The 20,314-nt window shown below is 71.6% G+C and carries 17 protein-coding genes and 1 pseudogene; 8 read left to right on the top strand and 10 right to left on the bottom strand.

Annotated elements, in window-relative coordinates; all coding sequences use genetic code 11:
• The first annotated feature begins 38 nt into the window (after positions 1-38).
• Positions 39-614 carry a TerD family protein gene (locus tag EV375_RS21580; protein WP_055484033.1) on the top strand — a complete coding sequence of 192 codons (576 nt, stop codon included), beginning with the start codon at positions 39-41 and terminating at the stop codon, positions 612-614.
• Between the two features lie 146 nt (positions 615-760).
• Complete coding sequence (locus EV375_RS29855; RefSeq protein WP_486588626.1) at positions 761-1,366, top strand: hypothetical protein; 606 nt, start codon at positions 761-763, stop codon at positions 1,364-1,366.
• 51 nt (positions 1,367-1,417) lie between these two features.
• Here EV375_RS29855 and EV375_RS21565 read toward each other — a convergent pair whose 3' ends face one another.
• The 4 genes from EV375_RS21565 to EV375_RS21550 form a co-directional block, all read right to left on the bottom strand.
• Positions 1,418-2,101, bottom strand: a complete 684-nt coding sequence (locus EV375_RS21565; RefSeq protein ID WP_130301033.1) for a pentapeptide repeat-containing protein — start codon at positions 2,099-2,101, stop codon at positions 1,418-1,420.
• Between the two features lie 179 nt (positions 2,102-2,280).
• A complete protein-coding gene (locus EV375_RS21560) occupies positions 2,281-2,640 on the bottom strand; it encodes a cupin domain-containing protein (RefSeq protein WP_130301031.1) in 360 nt (119 codons plus the stop codon).
• 267 nt (positions 2,641-2,907) lie between these two features.
• Positions 2,908-3,762: a lysozyme gene (locus EV375_RS21555; RefSeq protein ID WP_130301029.1), complete on the bottom strand. Its 855-nt coding sequence runs from the start codon at positions 3,760-3,762 to the stop codon at positions 2,908-2,910.
• Between the two features lie 236 nt (positions 3,763-3,998).
• Complete coding sequence (locus EV375_RS21550; RefSeq protein WP_130301027.1) at positions 3,999-4,778, bottom strand: uracil-DNA glycosylase; 780 nt, start codon at positions 4,776-4,778, stop codon at positions 3,999-4,001.
• Between the two features lie 391 nt (positions 4,779-5,169).
• Between EV375_RS21550 and EV375_RS21545 the strand changes: the two genes are divergently transcribed.
• Positions 5,170-5,688 carry a DUF488 domain-containing protein gene (locus EV375_RS21545; RefSeq protein WP_486588625.1) on the top strand — a complete coding sequence of 173 codons (519 nt, stop codon included), beginning with the start codon at positions 5,170-5,172 and terminating at the stop codon, positions 5,686-5,688.
• 28 nt (positions 5,689-5,716) lie between these two features.
• On the opposite strand, the pseudogene clpB reads toward EV375_RS21545, so the two are convergent.
• The 5 genes and pseudogenes from clpB to dnaK all read right to left on the bottom strand — a co-directional run bounded on the left by clpB (position 5,717) and on the right by dnaK (position 12,236).
• A pseudogene (gene clpB / locus EV375_RS21540) lies at positions 5,717-8,361 on the bottom strand (ATP-dependent chaperone ClpB).
• 9 nt (positions 8,362-8,370) lie between these two features.
• Complete coding sequence (locus tag EV375_RS21535; RefSeq protein ID WP_130301023.1) at positions 8,371-8,724, bottom strand: chaperone modulator CbpM; 354 nt, start codon at positions 8,722-8,724, stop codon at positions 8,371-8,373.
• A complete protein-coding gene (locus EV375_RS21530) occupies positions 8,721-9,665 on the bottom strand; it encodes a J domain-containing protein (RefSeq protein WP_130301021.1) in 945 nt (314 codons plus the stop codon). Before EV375_RS21530 ends, EV375_RS21535 begins: the two co-directional genes overlap by 4 nt.
• Positions 9,666-9,671: 6 nt before the next feature.
• Positions 9,672-10,322 carry a nucleotide exchange factor GrpE gene (locus tag EV375_RS21525; protein WP_130301019.1) on the bottom strand — a complete coding sequence of 217 codons (651 nt, stop codon included), beginning with the start codon at positions 10,320-10,322 and terminating at the stop codon, positions 9,672-9,674.
• A 9-nt stretch (positions 10,323-10,331) separates the two neighbouring features.
• Positions 10,332-12,236, bottom strand: coding sequence for a molecular chaperone DnaK (gene dnaK, locus EV375_RS21520; RefSeq protein ID WP_130301017.1), 1,905 nt, complete (start codon positions 12,234-12,236; stop codon positions 10,332-10,334).
• A 360-nt stretch (positions 12,237-12,596) separates the two neighbouring features.
• Between dnaK and EV375_RS21515 the strand changes: the two genes are divergently transcribed.
• From EV375_RS21515 to EV375_RS21505, 3 genes are all read left to right on the top strand, one after another.
• Positions 12,597-14,411 carry a helix-turn-helix domain-containing protein gene (locus EV375_RS21515; protein WP_165434790.1) on the top strand — a complete coding sequence of 605 codons (1,815 nt, stop codon included), beginning with the start codon at positions 12,597-12,599 and terminating at the stop codon, positions 14,409-14,411.
• A 151-nt stretch (positions 14,412-14,562) separates the two neighbouring features.
• Entirely contained in the window at positions 14,563-15,327 is a 765-nt protein-coding gene (locus tag EV375_RS21510; RefSeq protein WP_130301013.1) for an SOS response-associated peptidase, read from the top strand.
• A gap of 94 nt (positions 15,328-15,421) precedes the next feature.
• Positions 15,422-16,132 carry a helix-turn-helix domain-containing protein gene (locus EV375_RS21505; protein WP_130301011.1) on the top strand — a complete coding sequence of 237 codons (711 nt, stop codon included), beginning with the start codon at positions 15,422-15,424 and terminating at the stop codon, positions 16,130-16,132.
• Here EV375_RS21505 and EV375_RS21500 read toward each other — a convergent pair.
• Entirely contained in the window at positions 16,114-16,692 is a 579-nt protein-coding gene (locus tag EV375_RS21500) for a dihydrofolate reductase family protein (protein ID WP_130301009.1), read from the bottom strand. The genes EV375_RS21505 and EV375_RS21500 overlap by 19 nt on opposite strands.
• A 339-nt stretch (positions 16,693-17,031) precedes the next feature.
• On the opposite strand from EV375_RS21500, the gene EV375_RS21495 reads away from it, so the two are divergent.
• Positions 17,032-17,451 carry a helix-turn-helix transcriptional regulator gene (locus EV375_RS21495; RefSeq protein ID WP_130302017.1) on the top strand — a complete coding sequence of 140 codons (420 nt, stop codon included), beginning with the start codon at positions 17,032-17,034 and terminating at the stop codon, positions 17,449-17,451.
• 427 nt (positions 17,452-17,878) lie between these two features.
• Positions 17,879-20,302 carry an excinuclease ABC subunit UvrA gene (locus EV375_RS21490; RefSeq protein ID WP_130301007.1) on the top strand — a complete coding sequence of 808 codons (2,424 nt, stop codon included), beginning with the start codon at positions 17,879-17,881 and terminating at the stop codon, positions 20,300-20,302.
• The last annotated feature ends 12 nt before the right edge of the window (positions 20,303-20,314 follow it).

The raw sequence follows: 20,314 nt of genomic DNA, 5'->3' as shown, positions 1-20,314 counted from the left end.
GGTTCCACATCGGATCTCACCAACGGAAGGGCATCCCCATGGCTGTAAGCCTGTCCAAGGGCGGCAACGTCTCCCTCACCAAGGAGGCACCGGGCCTGACCGCCGTCACGGTCGGCCTCGGCTGGGACGTCCGCACCACCACCGGTACCGACTTCGACCTGGACGCGAGCGCCATCGCGGTGAACACGGCCGGCAAGGTCTACTCCGACCAGCACTTCGTCTTCTTCAACAACAAGGCGACGCCGGACCAGAGCATCGTGCACACCGGTGACAACGTCACGGGAGAGGGCGAGGGCGACGACGAGCAGATCAACGTCAACCTGGCCGGCCTGCCCGGCGACGTCGAAAAGATCGTCTTCCCGGTCTCGATCTACGACGCCGAAAGCCGCAGCCAGAACTTCGGCCAGGTGCGGAACGCCTTCATCCGCATCGTCAACCAGGCCAACCAGTCCGAGATCGCGCGCTACGACCTGAGCGAGGACGCGGCCACGGAGACCGCCATGGTCTTCGGCGAGCTGTACCGCAACGGCGCGGAGTGGAAGTTCCGTGCCGTCGGCCAGGGCTACGCGTCCGGGCTGGTCGGCATCGCGCAGGACTTCGGCGTCAACGTCTGACGCGGTCGCCGAGTGCGTGCTCCCCGACGCGGGGAGTACGGAGCGAGGGCGGCGCCTCCCCATGAGGGGGGCGCCGCCCTCGCCGTGTTCCCGGCCTCCGGCCCGCGCCGCGGGCGCGACGCCCGCGGCGTGACACGATCGCTCCCGTGCTCGACATCGGTTACTCGCTCTCCCGCCGCTTCCCCGACCCGCCGCAGACGGACTACCGGACGGCGGACGTACGGGCGCTGCGCCACGATCTGTTCAGCGGGGACGTCTACCTCGCGGACACGGAGACGGACCGCGAACTGTCCACAGCCTGGGGATGGTTGCCGGTCCTCGACTTCGCCTGGGCGCTGTGCGACACGGTGGAGCTGCTCGACGCCGATCCTCCCCCGGCCTCCGGCAGGGGTGGGGTCTCCCCTGGGGGCACTTCCCCTGGCTTCGCCGGGGAGGCCCCACCCCGGCGAAGCCAGGGGGAGAAGCCAGGGGAAGTGCCCCCAGGCAGGCGCGCAGCCGGGCCGCAGCACGCTGAGGTGGACTTCACCGAGAGCACCGACCGGATGCGCTTCGAGCGGCGGTTCGGCTGGGTGGACATCACCGCCGACTGGTCCGTGCGGGGCGATCCCCCGCTCACCTTCCAGCACACGGAGCTGCGTCGCGAGGCCCGCGACTTCCTCCACGATCTCCTCGCGGACCTCACCGACATGCACGAAGGGCTGGCGCACAACCCGGTCGTGTGGACGCTGCGCGCACGCTTTCCCCGCGTGTGACGTCTCCCGGGGCCGGCCAGGAGTCGGTACGGGAGCGCCTGCCGGGAGAGTTCAGCCCTCGACCCGCACTCCGAGCTGCGCCGCGAACGCCGGTGCGAGATCCATCAGTTGGGCGGAGCCGATGACCGCCCCTCCCAACTGTCCGATGCCGCCTGCGATGTCCAGCTCCGCGGCGCCCCGCAGGTCGACGTCCGTGAGTGCCGCCCCGCTGAATTCGACACCGCGCAGCACGCATCCGGGGAACGCGACCCGTTCGAGCGTGGCTCCGCCGAAGTCGGGCTCCACCAGCACGCAGTTCTCGAAGGTGACGTCGAGCAGCCGGCTCTGGCGGAGATTGAGGAAGTCGATCTTGCCTCCGCGCACCAGCACCCTGGACAGCCGCGCCCCGTGCACCTGAACGCCGCCCAGCCGGGCGTCCAGGAGTTCGACGTCACGCAGCTCCGAGCCGGCGAGGTCCGTGCCCGCTCCCGTCACGGCCTCGAGAACGCTGTCGAGCAGCCGCGCACGTTCCCATCCTGCGTCGTTCAGCGTGCAGTTGCGGATGCCGCACTCCAGGAACCGTGCCCCGGAGGCGTCGGTGCGGCTGAGATCCGCACCCTCGAACTCCACCCCGTCGTAGTCCCCGTCCGGGGAGAGCGCACCCTCGTGGGCACGCAGCTCCGGAAGGTTCACCTCCGGCCTGCGCGGCCCTCTGACCGTTCCCCCGGACTGTTTCGTCGTCCTCGTGCTCGCCATCCCGGCATCGTGCACCGCGCCACTGACACCGCCGCGCATCAACCGCCGCACAGGGGCGGCCGCGGACGACGCCCATGTCCCGGCTTCCGCGTCGCCCGCGGCCACCGTCCCGGTTGTTCAGCGGTCGTTCCGGTCAGGGCCCGCAGTCCCGGAAAGCTCCGGGGCCCGGTCCCGTCCGGTCAGTGCTTCGCGTAATCGATCGCCATCTGACCTGCGAAGTCGTACAGGATGACCGGCTCGTCGCCCACGACCCACGCATCGTGACCGGGCGGGGCGACGAACACGTCGCCGGGACCGACCTCGGTCTCGGTGCCGTCGTCGTCCATCCTCACGCGCATCCGCCCCTGCACCATGAATCCGTTGTGGTGCACCTGGCAGGTCTCCGTGCCCGCTATCGGACGGAGCGAATCCGTCCAGCGCCAGCCGGGCTCGAACGTGGCCACGGCGAAATCCAGGCCGGTGAGGTGCAGGGCTTCGATGTGCCCGCGCGGGAAGTCACGCCGTTCGTCTGCCTTGTCGACCGTCTTGACTTCGATCATGAGGTTTCACTCCAATCACCCCCCTGCTCATTCCATGGTGCGACCGCGGCAGCGGGAGCGGCGAACGTCCTGAGGAGCCGATTTCCCAGGGCCGCCGTGGCACGGGGCGCGGGGCCGCCGCCCGGCGGACACGACGGGCGGGCGGAAGCGGCGGGCACGGCGAGCGCAGCGGGGAACAGCGGAACCCCCGGGCACGGCGGGCGCGGCGGAAAAAGCAGCGGCCCCCCGGTCGCTTCCGGGGGGCCGCCGGCCGAGGTGAGCGGGCGCTCACCCCGTTGCGAGCACCTTGAGCCGCGCGAGGGAACCGTTGAAGCGGTCGTGGTCACCGACGGTCTTCCCCGTCGAGGTGTACTGCCAGAACGTGTGGAACGGCCAGCCTCCCGGGAGCGTGCCGACCGACTTGCCCCAGCTGGGGATCCACAGCGGGTTGGTCTTGCTGAACTTCGTGGAGTTCCCGGTGCACGTCTTCCACCAGGTCGCCGAGGTGTAGATGATCGCGTCACGGCCGGTGCGCGCCTTGTAGGTCTTCACGAAGTCGCTGATCCAGTCGACCATGCCCTTCTGTGACTTGCCGTAGCAGGCCGAGCCGTACGGGTTGTACTCCACGTCGAGCGCGCCGGGGAGCGTCTTCCCGTCCCGCGACCAGCCGCCGCCGTTCGAGGCGAAGTAGTTGGCCTGAGCGGCGCCGCTGGAGTTCGAGGGCAGGGCGAAGTGGTAGGAACCCCGGATCATGCCGCTCTTGTACGAGCCGTTGTACTGCTGGGCGAAGTAGGGGTTCTTGTAGCTGGTGCCCTCCGTGGCCTTGACGTACGCGAAACGCGAACCGGCTTTCCACAACGTGGCCCACGGGACGTTGCCGTTGTGGCTGGAGACGTCTACGCCTTCGACGGACGCGGCGAGGTTCCGTGACGAGGCCGGGGATGCCGGTGCATGGCCTTCGTTGGCCCTGAGGGTGGAACCCATCCAGTCCTTCTCTGGGTGAGCCAGTCGTTCATCGTCACCTTGCGCCGCGGCGATCCCGGGCAGTGCGAAGAGCAGGGTGAGGGCGGTGAGCAGAACGGCGGGCGTCCTCGCCGAGCCGGTGGCGGCACGGCGCGACGGGCCGGACCTGGGCTGGGGCATGCGTGCCTCCGTAGATGTCGATGAGTCGCGGAGCAGCAGCCATGAATGTATCCGGACAAAAACGTATTAAATGGTTGCCTCGCCGAACAGGGAGGCGCGTGCCGGGACGGACGGCCCCGTCCTCCGCGGTACGGCGGAGACCGGGATTCCGCGAGTCCGCCGGGAGGCCCGCCGGGCAGCGGGACTCCATGCCACGAGCACCCGCCGCCGGCGCCGGCCCCCGGCGGCCCGTACCGTCAGCGCGTCGGCAGACCGGCCGTCTCCGCCCCGCGGCGCAGGGCTTCGCGCAGCATCCCGGGGGTCACGGTGCGCGTGAACATGTTGCGCCGGCTGGGGTGGTAGCAGCCGACGAGACGCAGCTCCGCCTCGCCCTGCGCGTCGCTGAGCAGTACCTCCGTGCCGTGCCCGAACGCCGGGCGCGGACGCGGCAGCCACCACCCCGCGTCGGCGAGCACCGGAAGCAGCGCCTGCCAGGCGAAGCCGCCGAGCACGACGACGGTGCGCAGAGCGGGACGCAGCAGCTCCAGCTCGCGGGCGAGCCAGGGGCGGCACGTGTCGCGCTCGGCGGTGGTGGGCCGGTTGGCGGGCGGGGCGCAGTGCACGGGCATGGTGATCCGTACCCCGTGCAGTTCCATGCCGTCGCCGCGGTGCGTGGCCGTGGGCTGCGAGGCGAGGCCGATGTCGTGAAGGGCGGCGAAGAGCGCGTCCCCGGAAGGGTCACCGGTGAAGACCCGGCCGGTGCGGTTGCCGCCGTGTGCCGCCGGCGCCAGTCCGACGAGCGCCAAGGGGGCGTCCGGTGGGCCGAATCCGGGGACCGGACGGGCCCAGTACTCCCATTCGAGGAAGGCTTTCCGCTTCGTACGGGCCGCTTCCTCGCGCCAGGCGACCAGCCGCGGGCAGGCACGGCAGGCCGGGACAGCCGCGTCGAGTTCGGCGGTGCTCGCAGCGCGAGGCGCCGCGGCCGCGGGGAAGCCGGGGGCTTCCTCGGGCCGTGCGGAATCCGACGACGCCGACATCACGCTCTCCTCGGCCGGTCCTGGTTCTCCTCTGCCGGTTTCTCCACCGGCTCCCCGGCCGGTCCTCCTTTGCTGTCCGCTGTCGCTGTCCTCGGCCGGTCTCCCCGGCCGGCCGGCTTCCCGGCCCGGGCCCGTCCTCGGCGCGCTCCTCCGCCGGTTACCCCGCCCCGTCACATCAACCGGTTTCGCGGCTCATCGGCTCGTCTTCGGCCGGCCTTCGCCGATCTTTCGGCTCTCCGTCGGGCGGAGGTCCACGACTCGCTGGCACACTCGGTCCCATGCGAATGCTCTCGTCGGACACGCGCCCACGGGAACACCTCTTGCGTGACACCGCCACCCACGCCGTACCGTCGACGCCCGTCCGCGCCCGGTGACGGCGACCGCCCCGCTCGTGACCTTCGGACACGGCCTCGCGACCCGCGATGAGATCACCGCTCTCCTCCGGGACGCGGGCGTCGCCGCCGTCGTCGACGTCCGGACGGCACCTGGAAGCCGCCGCAATCCGGACGCCCGGCGGGAGCTGATGGCGGAGTGGATGCCCGACGCGGGACTGGAGTACCGCTGGGAGAAGCGGCTGGGCGGCTTCCGCAAGGCGGCGCCCGACTCGGAGGACGTCTTCTGGGAGCACGCCCAGTTCCGCGGCTACGCGGGCTACACGCGCGCCCCCGCGTTCCTCGCGGCCATGGACGAGTTGCTCGGGCAGGCCTCGTCCAGGACGGAACGCACGGCGGTGATGTGCGCCGAGTCCCTCTGGTGGCGCTGCCACAGGCGGATCATCGCGGACTTCGCCGTCCTGGCACGAGGCACGCCCGTTCTGCACCTGGCGCACGACGGTCGGCTCACGGAGCACCCGCCGGCGCAGGGCGCACGGCTGCGCGACGACGGCCTCCTCGTCTACGACCGGCTGTGACCCGTCGCCGTCCCGCACGGGACCGCGGTCACGCTGCCCTGGCGAGGGAGTCGTCGCGGGGCCGGGCTCCGGCCGCCGGCGACCGGTAGGTGACGGCCGGTTCCCCGTCGGCGGCCTCGACGAGCACCGACGCGCCGTCCTCGACGTCGCCCCGCAGCAGGGCACGCCCGACGGCCGTCTCGACCTCGTGCGAGATGTAGCGGCGCAGGGGCCGGGCGCCGTACACGGGGTCGTAGCCCTGGCGTGCGATCAGCCGGCGTGCCGGCTCGGTCAGTTCGACGGTGATCCTGCGTTCCGCGAGCCGGGAGCGCAGTTCGTCGAACTGAAGATCCACGATCTGCTCGATCTGCTCCTCGCCGAGCGGGCTGAAGAGCACCACGTCGTCGACGCGGTTGAGGAACTCGGGCCTGAAGTGGGCGCGCAGTTCGTCCATGACGCGGCTGCGGGCGTCGGCCCTGATCTCTCCCTCCGCGGTCACGCCGTCCAGCAGGTGCACCGAACCGATGTTGGACGTCAGGATGATCACGGTGTTGCGGAAGTCGACGGTACGGCCCTGCGCGTCCGTGATCCTCCCGTCGTCGAGCACCTGGAGGAGGGTGTTGAAGACATCGGCGTGCGCCTTCTCGATCTCGTCGAAGAGCACGACGGAATAGGGCTTGCGCCGCACCGCCTCCGTCAGCTGTCCGCCTTCCTCGTGACCGACGTATCCGGGAGGTGCGCCGACGAGCCTGCTGACCGTGTGCCGCTCCTGGTACTCGCTCATGTCGAGCCGGACGATGCTCTCCTCGGAGTCGAAGAGCGCTGCCGCGAGAGCCTTCGCCAGTTCCGTCTTCCCGACGCCCGTCGGCCCCAGGAAGACGAAGGACCCGCGCGGATGCCGGACCGGGACCGGATGACCGCGTCGGCGACCAGGCCGACGGCCTCGTCCTGTCCGACGACCCGCTCCCGCAGAATGTCGTCGAGCCGCAGCAGCTTCTCCCGCTCGCCCTCCTGGAGACGTGTCACCGGGATACCGGTCCACGCCGCGACGATCCCGGCGATCTCGTCCTGGGTGACCACCTCGCGCAGCAGCCGTGACTCGCCCTGCTTGGCGGCCACTTGCTCCTCCTCCGCGCCCAGCCTGCGTTCGAGGTCGGTGATCTTGCCGTAGCGCAGTTCGGCCGCGCGGTTCAGGTCGTAGGAGCGCTCGGCCTCCTCGGCCTCCAGACGCATCCGCTCCAGTTCCTCCCGAAGCTCCTGCACCCTGCGGATCGCCTGGCGCTCGGCCTCCCACTGGGCCTGCTTCGCATCCGTCTCCGCCCGCAGGTCGGCGAGCTCCCGCCGCAGTTCCTCAAGCCTCGCGGTGCCGGCCGGGTCCGACTCCTTGGAGAGCGCCGCCTCCTCTATCTCCAGGCGCGTGACACGGCGGGTCAGCTCGTCCAGCTCGGCGGGCATCGAGTCCATCTCCGTACGCAGGCGGGCGCACGCCTCGTCGACGAGATCGATGGCCTTGTCGGGGAGGAACCTGTCGGAGATGTAGCGGTGGCTGAGCGTGGACGCGGCGACAAGCGCCGTGTCCTGGATGCTGACGCCGTGGAAGATCTCCAGCCGCTCCCGCAGCCCGCGCAGGATCGACACGGTGTCCTCGACGGACGGCTCGTCCACCATGACCTGCTGGAACCTGCGCTCCAGGGCGGCGTCCGACTCGACACGTTTCCGGTACTCGGCCAGCGTCGTCGCGCCGATCATGTGGAGCTCGCCGCGTGCCAGCATCGGCTTCAGCATGTTGCCCGCGTCCATCGCGCCCTCGGGACCGCCGCCCGCCCCGACGACGTTGTGCAGCTCGTCGACGAACAGCAGGATCCTGCCCTCGGCGGCCTTCACCTCGGCGAGCACCGCCTGGAGCCGTTCCTCGAACTCGCCGCGGTACTTGGCTCCGGCGACGAGCGCGCTGATGTCCAGGGAGAAGATCGTCTTGTCCCGCAGCCCCTCGGGAACGTCACCGCTGACGATGCGCTGCGCGAGCCCCTCCACGACCGCGGTCTTGCCGACGCCCGGGTCACCGATCAGCACCGGGTTGTTCTTCGTCTTCCGGCTGAGGATCTGCGTCACCCGGCGGATCTCGGCGTCCCGTCCGATGACCGGGTCGAGAGTCCCGCCCCGTGCCTCGTCGACGAGGTCGCGGCCGTACTTCTCCAGCGCCTCGTACGCCCCTTCGGGAGTGGCGGAGGTGACGCGCTGACTGCCGCGAACACGGCTGAGGCTGCTGAGGAAGGCGTCACGGGTGACGCCGTGCTCCTCGAGCGTGCGCCCCGCCGCGGTCGCGGAGCCCTCGTCGGCCATCGCGAGCAGCAGATGCTCCACGGAGACGTACTCGTCCTTGAGCCTGCGGGCCTCCTGGTCGGCGGTCTCCAGCAGGTTCGCCAGCCCCCGCGTCACATACACCTGGCCCGACGCGGCTCCGGCGCCGGTCTGCCGTGGTTTGAGGGCCAGTTGACGCTCCACGTCCTCCCGCAGCGCCGGGACGTCGGCGCCTGCCTGTTCCACGAGGCGCGGTATGAGGCCGTCGCTCCGGCCGAGCAGGGCGGACAGCAGGTGCTCGCCGTCGACCTCGGCCCGGCCCAGCCGTGCCGCGGTGGACTGGGCCTCCTGGAGCGCTTCCTGCGACTTCTGGGTCAGACGGTTCATATCCATGACGAGTCATCAGCTCCTCACACCGCTGCGGCGCAGCCGCGCCTCCAGCACGGCGATGCGGTCGAGCAGGTCCAGGACCAGCCCCAGCGACGCGTAGTTCAGACAGAACCCGGCTCGCAGCCGCTGGATGCGGGCCAGGATCATGGGTGCCGACGAGGGGAACCACAGACGTCCCTCGGCGTCGCGGTGGACGTCTTCGAGGAGACCGAGGGCGACGAATCGCCGTACCAGCTCCGGGTGCAGCCCCGACCGGCGCGCGACGGTCTCCAGGCTCAGCCGGTGCGCGGGCGCCAGCACGTGGGACGGACGGGCCGCCCCGCCGCCGGCGCGGGGGCCGGAGAGCCTCGACCGCGAGGTCGTCATGACTGCCTCCTCGGATCGAAGTCGGAGGCGGCGGCGAGCTCTTCGAACAGCTCGCGTTCACGGCCTGCCGGCGCGGGCGGCACCATCACGCGCAGCTCGGCGTAGAGGTCGCCGGGCCTCCCGCCGGGGTCGGGCATGCCTTCGCCGCGCAGCCGCAGCCGCCTGCCGCTGGAGGACCCGCCGGGAACGCTCACCTTCGCCGGCCTGTCGGGAGTGGGCACCGGAACGGTCGCGCCGAGCGCCGCCTCCCACGGGGTGACGGGAAGCTGCACGTGGATGTCGCGGCCATCGAGTCGGAAGCGGGGGTGCGGCGTGATCCGCACCCGCAGGAACAGGTCGCCGGCGGGGGCGCCCTGACTGCCCCGGCCGCCCTCGCCCGCGAGCCGGATGCGCCGGCCGTCGACGACGCCGCGGGGAATGTTCACCTCGTACGTACGGGCGCCTTGCATCCCGCTGAGGGTGAAGCTGCGGCGGCCCCCTCGGTAGGCCTCCTCGACGCTGAGCGGTATCTCCGCCTCCTGGTCCGCGCCGCGAACCGGGCCGCGGGCACCGCCCGCTCCGAACATCGACCCGAAGAGGTCGTCGAGGTCGACTCCGACGTCCTGGAAGGGTCCGAAACCCTCGCCGAGGTCCTCCGACACCCGCACACGCGGGCCCCGGCCCCGCGGTCCGCCCGCCCTGCCCGCGCCGGCGGCCACACGTTCGTCGTAGTCCTCGGGGATCTGGCGGAACGCGGGGCCGTAGCGGTCGTACCGTCTGCGGCTCCTGGGGTCGGAGAGCACGCTGTAGGCCTCGTTGAGCTCCTTGAAGCGCTCCTCCGCCGCCGGCTCGGTGTTGACGTCGGGGTGGTAGTTCCGGGCCAGTTGCCGGTAGGCCTGCTGGATCTCGTCCGCGTCGGCGTCGCGGGCCACGCCGAGGACCTCGTAGTAGTCACGGGCCACGGCAGGTCACTCCCGCCGCGCGGTGACGGTGACGGCCGCGGGACGCAGCTGGCCGGGGCCGTCGCCGTAGCCGGGGCGCAGAACGTCGCTGACGACGCCGGGCCCGGACCCGTCGTCCTCGACGGTGCTCACCGCCTCGTGACGAGCGGGGTCGAAGGGCACCCCGGTCTCCTCGTGCCGGGCGAAGCCCAGCTTCTCGAAGGTGCCGACGGCCTGGTCCCGCACCGCCCTCACACCTTCGATCACGGAGGACGGGTCGGACCCGGCGTGTTCGAGCGCCAGCTCCAGGTGGTCGATGACGGGCAGCAGCGCCGCCGCCGTACGGGCACGTTCCGCCGAACGTGCCTGCTCGAGTTCGCGGGCGTGGCGCTTGCGCAGGTTGTCCGCGTCGGCCAGGGCCCTGTGCCAGCGGTCGCGCAGGTCCTCCACGGTCTCCGTGCGCGCCCGGGGCCCGGCTTGGTCTCCGGGCTCCGTCGGTGGCCCGGGCTCGGCCCTTGCCCCGGGCTCCGTCGGTGGCCCGGGCTCGGCCGTCACCGCCGGCTTCCCGGCGGCCGGCCGCTCGCGCGAAGCGCCCTCCCCGGAGGCGCCGGGCTCCTGTACCTCGTCCCCCTCCTCGAGCGGGAACTCCGCTTCCGTGGGTTCGTTCTTCTTCGGCATGGCACCGCCTCAGCCCTTGTCGAACTCTGCGTCCACGACGTCGTCACCACCCGAGGGGCCCTCACCGCTCCCGCCCTCGGAGGACGCTGCGCCGGCCGGGGCCGCTTCGGGGCCGGGTGCCGCCCCGCGGGCGCCCAGGGCGTGGAAGAGCTGCTGAAGCTCGGAGGTGAGCGAGCGGACGCCCTCGAGCTCCTCCCCCTGCTCCACGGCCATCCGGGCGTCGGCGACGAGCATCTCCGCGCGGGCCTTCTCGTGCTGCGGCGCGTCGTCGCCCAGCTCCGAGAGCCGGCGTTCCACCTGGTAGGCGACGGTGTCCAGTTCGTTCCGGGCGTCCACGGCCTGGCGGAGAGCCTGGTCCTCGCTGCGGTTGCGCTCGGCCTCGGCGACCATCTTCTCGACCTCGCTGCGGTCGAGGTTCGAGCTCTCGCTGATCGTGATGCCCTGCTCGGCGCCGGTGTCCCGGTCGCGTGCGGTGACGTTGAGGATGCCGTTGGCGTCGATGTCGAAGACGACCTCGATCTGGGGCTCGCCGCGCGGCGCCGGCCTGATGTCGGTGAGCTGGAACCGCCCGAGCACCCTGTTGTCGGCGGCGTTCTCGCGCTCGCCCTGGAGCACCACGACGTCCACGGCCGGCTGGTTGTCCTCGGCCGTCGAGAAGGTCTCCGAACGCCGGACGGGGATGGTCGTGTTCCGCTCGATGATCTTCGTCATGACGCCGCCGCGTGTCTCCACGCCCAGCGAGAGCGGCGTGACGTCAAGCAGCAGGACGTCCTTGACCTCGCCCTTCAGCACACCTGCCTGGATGCCGGCGCCCACCGCGACGACCTCGTCGGGATTGACGCTCATGTTCGGCTCCATGCCGCCGGTGAGCCGGCGGACGAGGGCCTGCACCGCGGGAATCCGCGTGGAGCCGCCCACGAGGATGACCTCGTCGATGTCGCTGTCGGTGATCTTCGCGTCGGCCATGGCCTGCCTGACCGGGGCCAGGCAGCGTTCGACCAGGTCGGCGGTGATCTGCTCGAAGGTGGAGCGCCTCACCGTCTCCGTCAGGTGTTTCGGCCCGGCGGCGTCCGCGGTGATGAACGGCAGGCTGACCTGCGTCTGCGTGACCGAGCTGAGCTCCGTCTTGGCCTTCTCCGCCGCCTCGAAGAGCCGCTGCAGGGCCTGCGGGTCGCTGCGGAGGTCGATGCCGTTCTCCCGCTGGAACGCGTCCGCGAGGTGGTCGACGAGCCGCCGGTCGAAGTCGTCGCCGCCCAGGTGGCCGTCGCCGGCGGTCGAGCGGACCTCCACGACCCCGTCACCGACGTCCAGAATGCTTACGTCGAACGTCCCGCCGCCGAGGTCGAAGACGAGCACGCTCTCGTGCTCCTTCTTGTCCAGTCCGTAGGCGAGCGCGGCGGCGGTGGGCTCATTGATGATTCGCAGGACTTCCAGCCCGGCGATGCGGCCCGCGTCCTTCGTCGCCGTGCGCTGCGAGTCGTTGAAGTACGCGGGAACGGTGATCACCGCTTCGGTCACCTTCTCGCCGAAGGCCTTGCCCGCGTCGTCCGCGAGTTTCCGCAGGACCTGTGCGCTGATCTCCTCCGGCGCGTACTGCTTCCCCCGTACCTCGAAGCGGGCGACACCGCCCTCCCCCTCGACCACGTCGTAGGCCACGGCCTTCGCCTCGTCCGGGACCTCGTCGTAGTTGCGGCCGATGAAGCGCTTGGCGGAGTAGATCGTGCCCTTGGGATTGAGGATCGCCTGGCGTCGCGCCAGCTGGCCGACCAGCCGCTCCCCGGTGTCGGTGAAGGCGACCACGGACGGTGTCGTACGGGTGCCTTCCGCGTTGGGGACGACCGTCGACTCGCCGCCCTCCCAATAGGCGATGACCGAATTCGTGGTGCCGAGGTCTATGCCCACTGCCCTGCCCATGAGGTGCCTCCTCCTCCAGCGCTCACCTACCGGCCGGAAGCGGTCGCTCACGCGACGACACCTGCGGGGGCTCGCCCTGGTTCCGGGTTCGCCCGGTCCCCCGGATTCGCCCGGTCCCCCTGATTCCCTGCGGCGGAGCCCGCCGCCGCCTTCGGCCTGCGCGCGTTGCCGGCGCACGTGATCCACGGTGCGCGACGCGGGGAGCAGGCGCATGGGCCTCCCGGGGCAGAGGGACGGCCGGAGGGTCGCGCTCCCGGGGGCAGCGCAGCGCCCGGCCACGGACAGGCGAACGCCTCCGGCCGTCGCTAGCCTGAAAAAAGGGGAAGGGGACGCGGTACGAGGAGACGCGGGGGTCAGAACATGGGCGTCAACCCCACAGAACAGCGGCAGAGCCTTCCCGCCCCCGCCACGTGGGGCACGGAGGGCCCGGACGGCCTTCGGGACCTCGTCCTGCTCTCCATCGCGATGTTCGACGGATGCGACGAGGAGGACGTCCTGCACCTGGCCATGGGTGCCGTGGCCTCCCTCGCACGCTGCACGGCGGAGGCCGGATATCTGCGCCGCGACGGCGGTGGCCCCGGCGACGGCCGCGGTGCCGGAGGCGCCGGCGAAAGCGGTGCCGGAGACGCCGGTGAAAGCGGAGGCCGTGCCGGAGACGCCGGTGAAAACGGCAGCGGCGGATGGATACGCGCGCCCGACGAACGGGACGGCGCCCCGGGTACGGACCTGGACGACCAGGTCGCCGCTCTCGGCGGGGACGACGGGATCGTGCGGGTCCCCGGGCGGAACTGGTGCGAGGCCGTTGCGCTGCGCTCGGCCGGGGCCACGGTCGGATACCTGGTGGTCAGCGCCGCCACCCGGATGTCCGAGGAGGAGCAGTTCCTGATCGGGGCGCTGGCGCAGCAGACTTCGGCGGCCCTGAGCAACGCCGCGGGGCGCAGGGCGGAGCGCGAACACGCCGCGGCGCTGCGCCGCGCCCACCGCGATCGCGGCCGGGCGATCGCCCGCCTCCGCGAGTCGGTGGCGGAGCTCGAATTCCAGAAGTCCGTCCACGAGTGCCTCAGCCAGGCTTCGGCCGAGAGCGAGGAAGGCATCGCGGACATGGTCCGCGCGTTCACCGGTCTCCCTGTCGCCGTCGAAGACCCCTTCGGGAATCTGCGGGTGTGGTCGGGGCCCGGCCGCCCCGAACCGTACCCGGAACGGGGGCTCGTGCGGCGCGAGCAGGAGGTGCACAGCGGCATGCGGCGCGCCGGCCCCGTACGTGCGGGAAGCCGCCTCACCTGCATCGCCCAGCACCGCGGCAAGGTGTTCGGCACGATCTCGCTGATCGACCCCGGCAGAACGGCCGGGGCCCACGAGGAGTTCGTGCTCGACCACGCCTGCGTCGCGCTGGCCCTGGAGCTGTCCCACCAGCGGCGCCTGGCGGAGACCGAGCTCCGGCTGCGCCGCGAACTCGTCGAGGACCTCGTCACCGGAACCGACGACGCCGGGGCCTGCGCACGCTCCGAAGCCGTCGGCCACGATCTGCACGGCACGCACCGCCTCGTCGTCGTGCGGTGGCAGGACAGACCGGCGGACACCGTCGCCGAGGCCGTCGGCCGCTCGGCGGCAAACCTGGGCCTCCGCTTCCTGCTCGGCCGCCGCCCGGGGGCCACGGTGCTCGCCGTGCGGGGCGCCGCCGCGCCGCACGCGCTGCACGAAGCCGTGGCGGAGGAACTGGGCTCCGCGGACGGAAGTGTCGGGATCGGCGGACGGGCCGACGCACCGGCCGACTTCCCCCGCTCCTACGAGGAAGCGGTGCGCGCCTCGGAGTTCCGGCGCCATTCGGGCAACCCCGCCGGTGCCACCGCATACGACGATCTGGGCTTCTGCCGCATCCTCGCCTCCGGCCAGGACCAGCGGAAGGCCGAGGAGTTCGTACGGGAATGGCTGGGCCCGCTTCAGGATTACGACGCCGGGCACCACACCGACCTGGTGAGGACCCTGGCCCTCTACTTCGACTGCGGCGGCAACTACGACACCGCCGCCTCCGTGCTGACGATCCACCGCAGCACCCTGCGCTACCGGCTCGGGCGCATACGGGAGGTCAGCGGCCACGACCTGTCGCAGCCCGACACACGTCTCAACCTGCATGTCGCGACCAGGATCTGGCAGGTCGTGCAGGCCTCGGCCTGAACGCGCCCGGCTGAACGCGCCGGGAGCCGGAGGCTGAACGCGCCGGGAGCCGGGGGCCGATGCGCGATGCGCGATGCACGGTACGCGGTGCGCGGTGCGCACACCGGCCGACCGGGCCGTCACTGTCGTACCGGCGTGGCAGGGTGGACGCATGTGCGGCAGATACGCCTCGACCCGCAGCCCGGAAGACCTGGCCGGCCTCTTCGACGTCGACCAGTGGGACCGGGAGGCGGCCCTGGGTCCGAACTACAACGTCGCTCCGACCGACCAGGTGTGGGCGGTTCTGGAGAAGGCCGACCGTGAGACGGGGGCGGTGGAGCGCCAACTGCGGCCGCTGCGCTGGGGCTTGGTCCCGTTCTGGGCGAAGAGTCCGGCGGTCGGAGCGAAAATGATCAACGCCCGCATGGAAACGGCCCACGAAAAGCGGGCCTACCGCCGCGCGTTCGCCAAGCGCCGCTGCCTGCTGCCTGCCGACGGCTTCTACGAGTGGCAGTCCGTCCCGGCGACCGAGACCCACAAGGCGTACAAGCAGCCCTACTTCATCCATCCCCACGACGGCCAGGTGATGGCGCTGGCGGGCCTGTACGAGGTCTGGCGGGATCCCGACCGCGACAAGGACGACCCGCAGGCCTGGTGGCGGACGTGCACCATCCTCACCACCGAGGCCACCGACGCGGCCGGAAGGGTCCACCCGCGGATGCCGCTGGCCCTCGACCCCGCCGACCAGGCCGCATGGCTCGACCCCGCACACGAGGACCCGGACGAGCTCCGCGCGCTCCTCACCTCGCCCGCCGGAGGGGAGCTGGACGCACGTCCGGTCTCCACCGCGGTCAACAACGTCCGCAACAACAACCCGCACCTGCTGGATCCGGCGGAGGCCGGCGATCCGGAAGCGGGCAAGGACTCCTCGTCCTGATCCGGGCCGTCCTGGCCCTCCGGTCTGCTTTCACGGTCAACGGCCTGTCCGACGGGCGGGTTCGCCCGCCACGACGCGGCGTATCCTTCGCCCCGTGGCACTGCGCTTCGAGACACGCCGGTCCGGTTCGCCGTGGGTCGACACCGTGTGGACCTGCACGAGCGAGCAGGTCACGGCGATGACGTCCGTCGCAGGGGTGAGTTGGGGTCTGGTGTTCTGGGAGCAGGACGGCCGGGCGTACGCGGGTGTCACCGGCCCCGAGACCCGGACCGGCAGTGCGCCGGTGCCCGAGGGCGCGACCTTCACGGGCATCGAGTTCACCGTCGGCACCTCGTTGCGGGCCGTGCCCACGCCGGCGCTGGTCGACGGCGGTGTGGAGCTTCCCGACACCACGCGCCGGACGTTCCGGCTGAACGGCGAGCGCTGGGAGACGCCCGGCCCCGACGACGCCGAGGCCCTCGTCGAGCGTCTCGTCCGGGCCGGGACCGTGGTCCGTGACCCGCTCGTCGCCGAGGTGCTGCGGGGCCACCACCCGGCCGTCTCCGGGCGCACGGTCGAACGCCGCTTCCGCGCCGCGACCGGGCTGACGCGGGGCGCCGTCCGGCAGATCGAACGGGCCCGCAAGGCGGCCGAACTGCTGGCGGCCGGCGACCCGGCCGCCGATGTCGTCGCCGTGCTCGGCTACTTCGACGAGCCGCACCTGGCCCGGGCGCTGCGCTCCTACGTCGGACGCACCGCCCGGCAGCTTCGCGAGGGCACCGGTGGCGTCATAGCCCTCGACCTGGATCAGCGCCTGACGCTGTAGACCAGCTTCAGGATCCCGTTCGAGTAGCTCTCCGACTCCCGCAGCGTCAGCATCTTCTTGGCGCGGTCGGCCCGGTCGAACAGGCTCTTCCCCGCACCGAGCAGCACGGGGAAGACGAGCAGGTTGTACTGGTCGATCAGGCCCGCTTCCGACAGCCGCCGGGCCAGCTCCGCGCTCCCGTGGATGAAGATCGCGCCGCCCTCGCTCTCCTTGAGCGCGGCGACGTCCTCGGCCGAGCGGAGGATCGTGGTCGGCCCCCATCCGTCGACGAGGGCGTCCTCGGAGAGCGTGGACGACACCACGTACTTGGGAAGCTCCTTGTAGTCGGCGTGGTCCTCCGAGCCGGGCCAGACCGGCGCGAACGCCTCGTAGCTGCGGCGGCCGAACATCAGCGCCGTCGTGCCGGCGAGCTCCTCGCCCTTCAGCGACCAGGCTTCCGGGACGAAGTCGAGGTCCTCGACCACCCAGCCACCGCTGCGGTGTTCCTCCTCCGGCCCGCCGCCGGGCGAGTCCACGACGCCGTCGAGCGACATGAAGCCTGTGTAGACCAGATCACGCATCGTGCTGTCTCCTCATGTGCCGGCTCCTCCTGATCGAGGGAGCTGCTGCGCCCACGCTAGATCGCGGCCGCCGCGGCCGTCTTGGACGGAAACGACAGCGGGTTCGCAGCTCCCGGGCAGCGCCCCGCCGCCCCGCCCGCCTTGATCGGGAGACGGCGCAGCGCCAGGGCCCGCTGCCCCGTCGGCGCCCGCACGCCTGGCACACCCCGGCACTCGACCCCCGGTCCGTGAGGTGGCACGCTTCTACAGGTGACCAGCACACCTTCCGCCGCGGCCCCGCAGCCGTGGGCGGGGGCTTCCCCGGGCGGCCGAACGGGAGAGCCCCGAACGGCACAGCACTTGCGCGACCTCGCGCGGCTGCGCGGTGTCCGCGACCGGATCGACCGGGAGTACGCGCAGCCGCTGGACGTCGAGGCGCTCGCACGCGGCGCGCACATGTCGGCCGGGCACCTCAGCCGCGAGTTCCGCCGCGCCTACGGCGAGTCCCCGTACGGATACCTGATGACGAGGCGCATCGAGCGCGCGATGGCCCTGCTGCGCCGCGGCGACATGAGCGTCACCGAGGTCTGCTTCACGGTCGGCTGTTCGTCGCTGGGCACCTTCAGCACCCGCTTCACCGAACTCGTCGGGATGCCGCCGAGCACCTACCGCCGGGAGGCGGCGCAGGCGACGGCGGGGATGCCGTCGTGTGTGGCGAAGCAGGTGACCAGGCCGGTCAGGAATCGAGAAGCGCGGACGACGGAGCCCCGCCTAGCCTGACCGGCATGGACGTCACCGTTCTTGCGCTTCCTGTCTTGCGCTTCCTCTGCCACCGGAACAGGCACCTTCCACCCGCTCACCGTGACCGGCCGTGACCCGTGCACGGTCCTGACCCGCACGACCGTCGGCCACGCGGCCACGAGCGCGGCAGCCGCCGCCACCGGGCAGACGGCCGCGACCCTGCCGCACGGGCCGGCCGCCATCGGACCGTTGCCGCGGCAGCACGGACGAAGTAGAACCATACGGACAGCCGGACGAGCTGCTCGAAGCGGATCCTGCCGTCCCGCCGGCGCCCGCCCCGGCCACCGCGAGAAGGACGCGTCGGCGACCGCGAGAAGACGTCCCGAGAAGCCCTCCCCGGAAGACGTCCGCGGAAGACGTCCGCGGAAGACGTCCGCGTCACAGGCACCTCACAGATGGAGACACGATGACCACGGACTCGAGGACCGACTCGCAGTCGCCCACGCCGCACGCCGCGGACACCCACGATCTGATCCGCGTGCACGGTGCGCGCGTGAACAACCTGAAGGACGTCAGCGTCGAACTCCCGAAGCGCCGGCTGACGGTGTTCACCGGAGTCTCCGGCTCGGGCAAGAGCTCGCTCGTGTTCGGCACCGTCGCGGCGGAGTCGCAGCGGCTGATCAACGAGACCTACAGCGCCTTCGTGCAGGGCTTCATGCCGACGCTTGCCCGGCCCGAGGTCGACGTACTGGACGGGCTGACCACCGCGATCATCGTCGACCAGGAGCGGATGGGCGCCGACCCCCGCTCCACGGTCGGCACCGCCACCGACGCCAACGCGATGCTGCGGATACTCTTCAGCCGCCTCGGGAAGCCGCACATCGGCTCGCCGCAGGCGTTCTCCTTCAACGTCGCGTCCGTCAGCGGGGCGGGCGCCGTCACCATGGAGCGTGCCGGGAAGACGGTGAAGGAGCGCCGCAGCTTCAGCGTCACCGGCGGCATGTGCTCGCGCTGCGAGGGCCGGGGTTCGGTCAGCGACATCGACCTGACCCAGCTCTACGACGACTCCAAGTCGATCGCGGAGGGCGCGTTCACCATCCCCGGCTGGAAGTCGGACAGCTGGTGGACCGTGGGCGTCTACGCGGAATCGGGCTTCCTCGACCCGCACAAGCCCATCCGCGAGTTCACCGAGCAGGAGATGCGGGACTTCCTCCACCGTGAGCCCACCAAGGTGAAGGTCAACGGGGTCAACCTCACGTACGAGGGGCTGATCCCCAAGATCCAGAAGTCGTTCCTGTCCAAGGACAAGGAGGCGATGCAGCCGCACATCCGGGCCTTCGTGGAACGGGCGGTCACCTTCACCGCCTGCCCCGAGTGCGACGGCACACGGCTGAGCGCGGAGGCGCGGTCGTCGAAGATCGAGGGGGTGAGCATCGCCGACGCCTGCGCGATGCAGATCAGCGATCTCGCGCAGTGGGTGCGGGGCCTGCGCGAGCCTTCGCCGGGCTCTTCGAGCGGGGGATACGCCGCGGTGGCGCCGCTGCTGACGACGCTGGGGCGCACCCTCGACTCGTTCGTCGAGATCGGGCTCGGCTACCTGTCGCTGGACAGGCCGTCGGGCACGCTCTCGGGCGGCGAGGCGCAGCGCACGAAGATGATCCGGCACCTGGGGTCGTCGCTCACCGACGTCACCTACGTCTTCGACGAACCGACGATCGGTCTGCACCCCCACGACATCCAGCGCATGAACGACCTGCTGCGGCAGCTGCGGGACAAGGGCAACACGGTGCTGGTCGTCGAACACAAGCCGGAGGCCATCGCGGTCGCCGACCACGTCGTCGACCTCGGACCGGGCGCCGGCGCGGAGGGCGGGCAGGTCGTCTTCGAGGGCACTGTGGAGGAGCTGCGGGGCAGCGACACCCTCACCGGGCGGCACCTGGACGACCGGGCCTCCCTCAAGCCGTCGGTGCGGAAGGCGTCCGGGGCGCTGGAGGTGCGCGGCGCCGCCACCCACAACCTGCGGGACGTGGACGTCGACATCCCGCTCGGCGTGCTGACCGTGCTGACCGGCGTGGCGGGCTCGGGCAAGAGCTCGCTGATCCACGGCTCGGTTGCCGGGCTGGAGGGGGTGGTTGCCGTCGACCAGACCGCGATCCGCGGCTCGCGGCGCAGCAACCCGGCGACGTACACGGGCCTGCTCGACCCGGTCCGCAAGGCCTTCGCGAAGGCCAACGGCGTCAAGCCGGGGCTGTTCAGCGCCAATTCGGAGGGCGCCTGCCCCAACTGCAAGGGGGCGGGGGTGGTCTATACGGACCTGGCGATGATGGCCGGAGTCGCCGTCCCCTGCGAGGTGTGCGACGGGAAGCGGTTCCAGGCGGCGGTGCTCGACTACAAGTTCGGAGGCCGCGACATCAGCGAGGTGCTCACGATGTCGGTGGCCGACGCCGAGGAGTTCTTCGGCGCGGGCGAGGCGAGGCTCCCGGCCGCGCACAAGATCCTCGGCCGGCTCGCCGACGTCGGCCTCGGCTACCTCACCCTCGGGCAGCCGCTCACCACGCTCTCCGGCGGCGAGCGGCAGCGGCTCAAGCTGGCCACGCACATGGGACAGGAGGGCGGCGTCTACATCCTCGACGAGCCCACCACCGGCCTCCATCTCGCCGACGTCGAGCAGCTGCTGGGCCTGCTCGACCGGCTCGTCGACTCCGGCAAGTCGGTCATCGTCATCGAGCACCACCAGGCCGTCATGGCGCACGCCGACTGGATCATCGACCTCGGTCCCGGCGCGGGCCACGACGGCGGCCGGGTCGTCTTCGAGGGCACGCCCGCCGGTCTCGTCGCCGCCCGCTCCACACTCACCGGCGAGCACCTCGCGGCGTACGTGAGCAAGTGACCGGGCCGGGCG

The sequence above is a fragment of the Streptomyces sp. CNZ301 genome (assembly GCF_004217425.1).
This window is presented reverse-complemented; position numbering and strand designations above follow the sequence as displayed.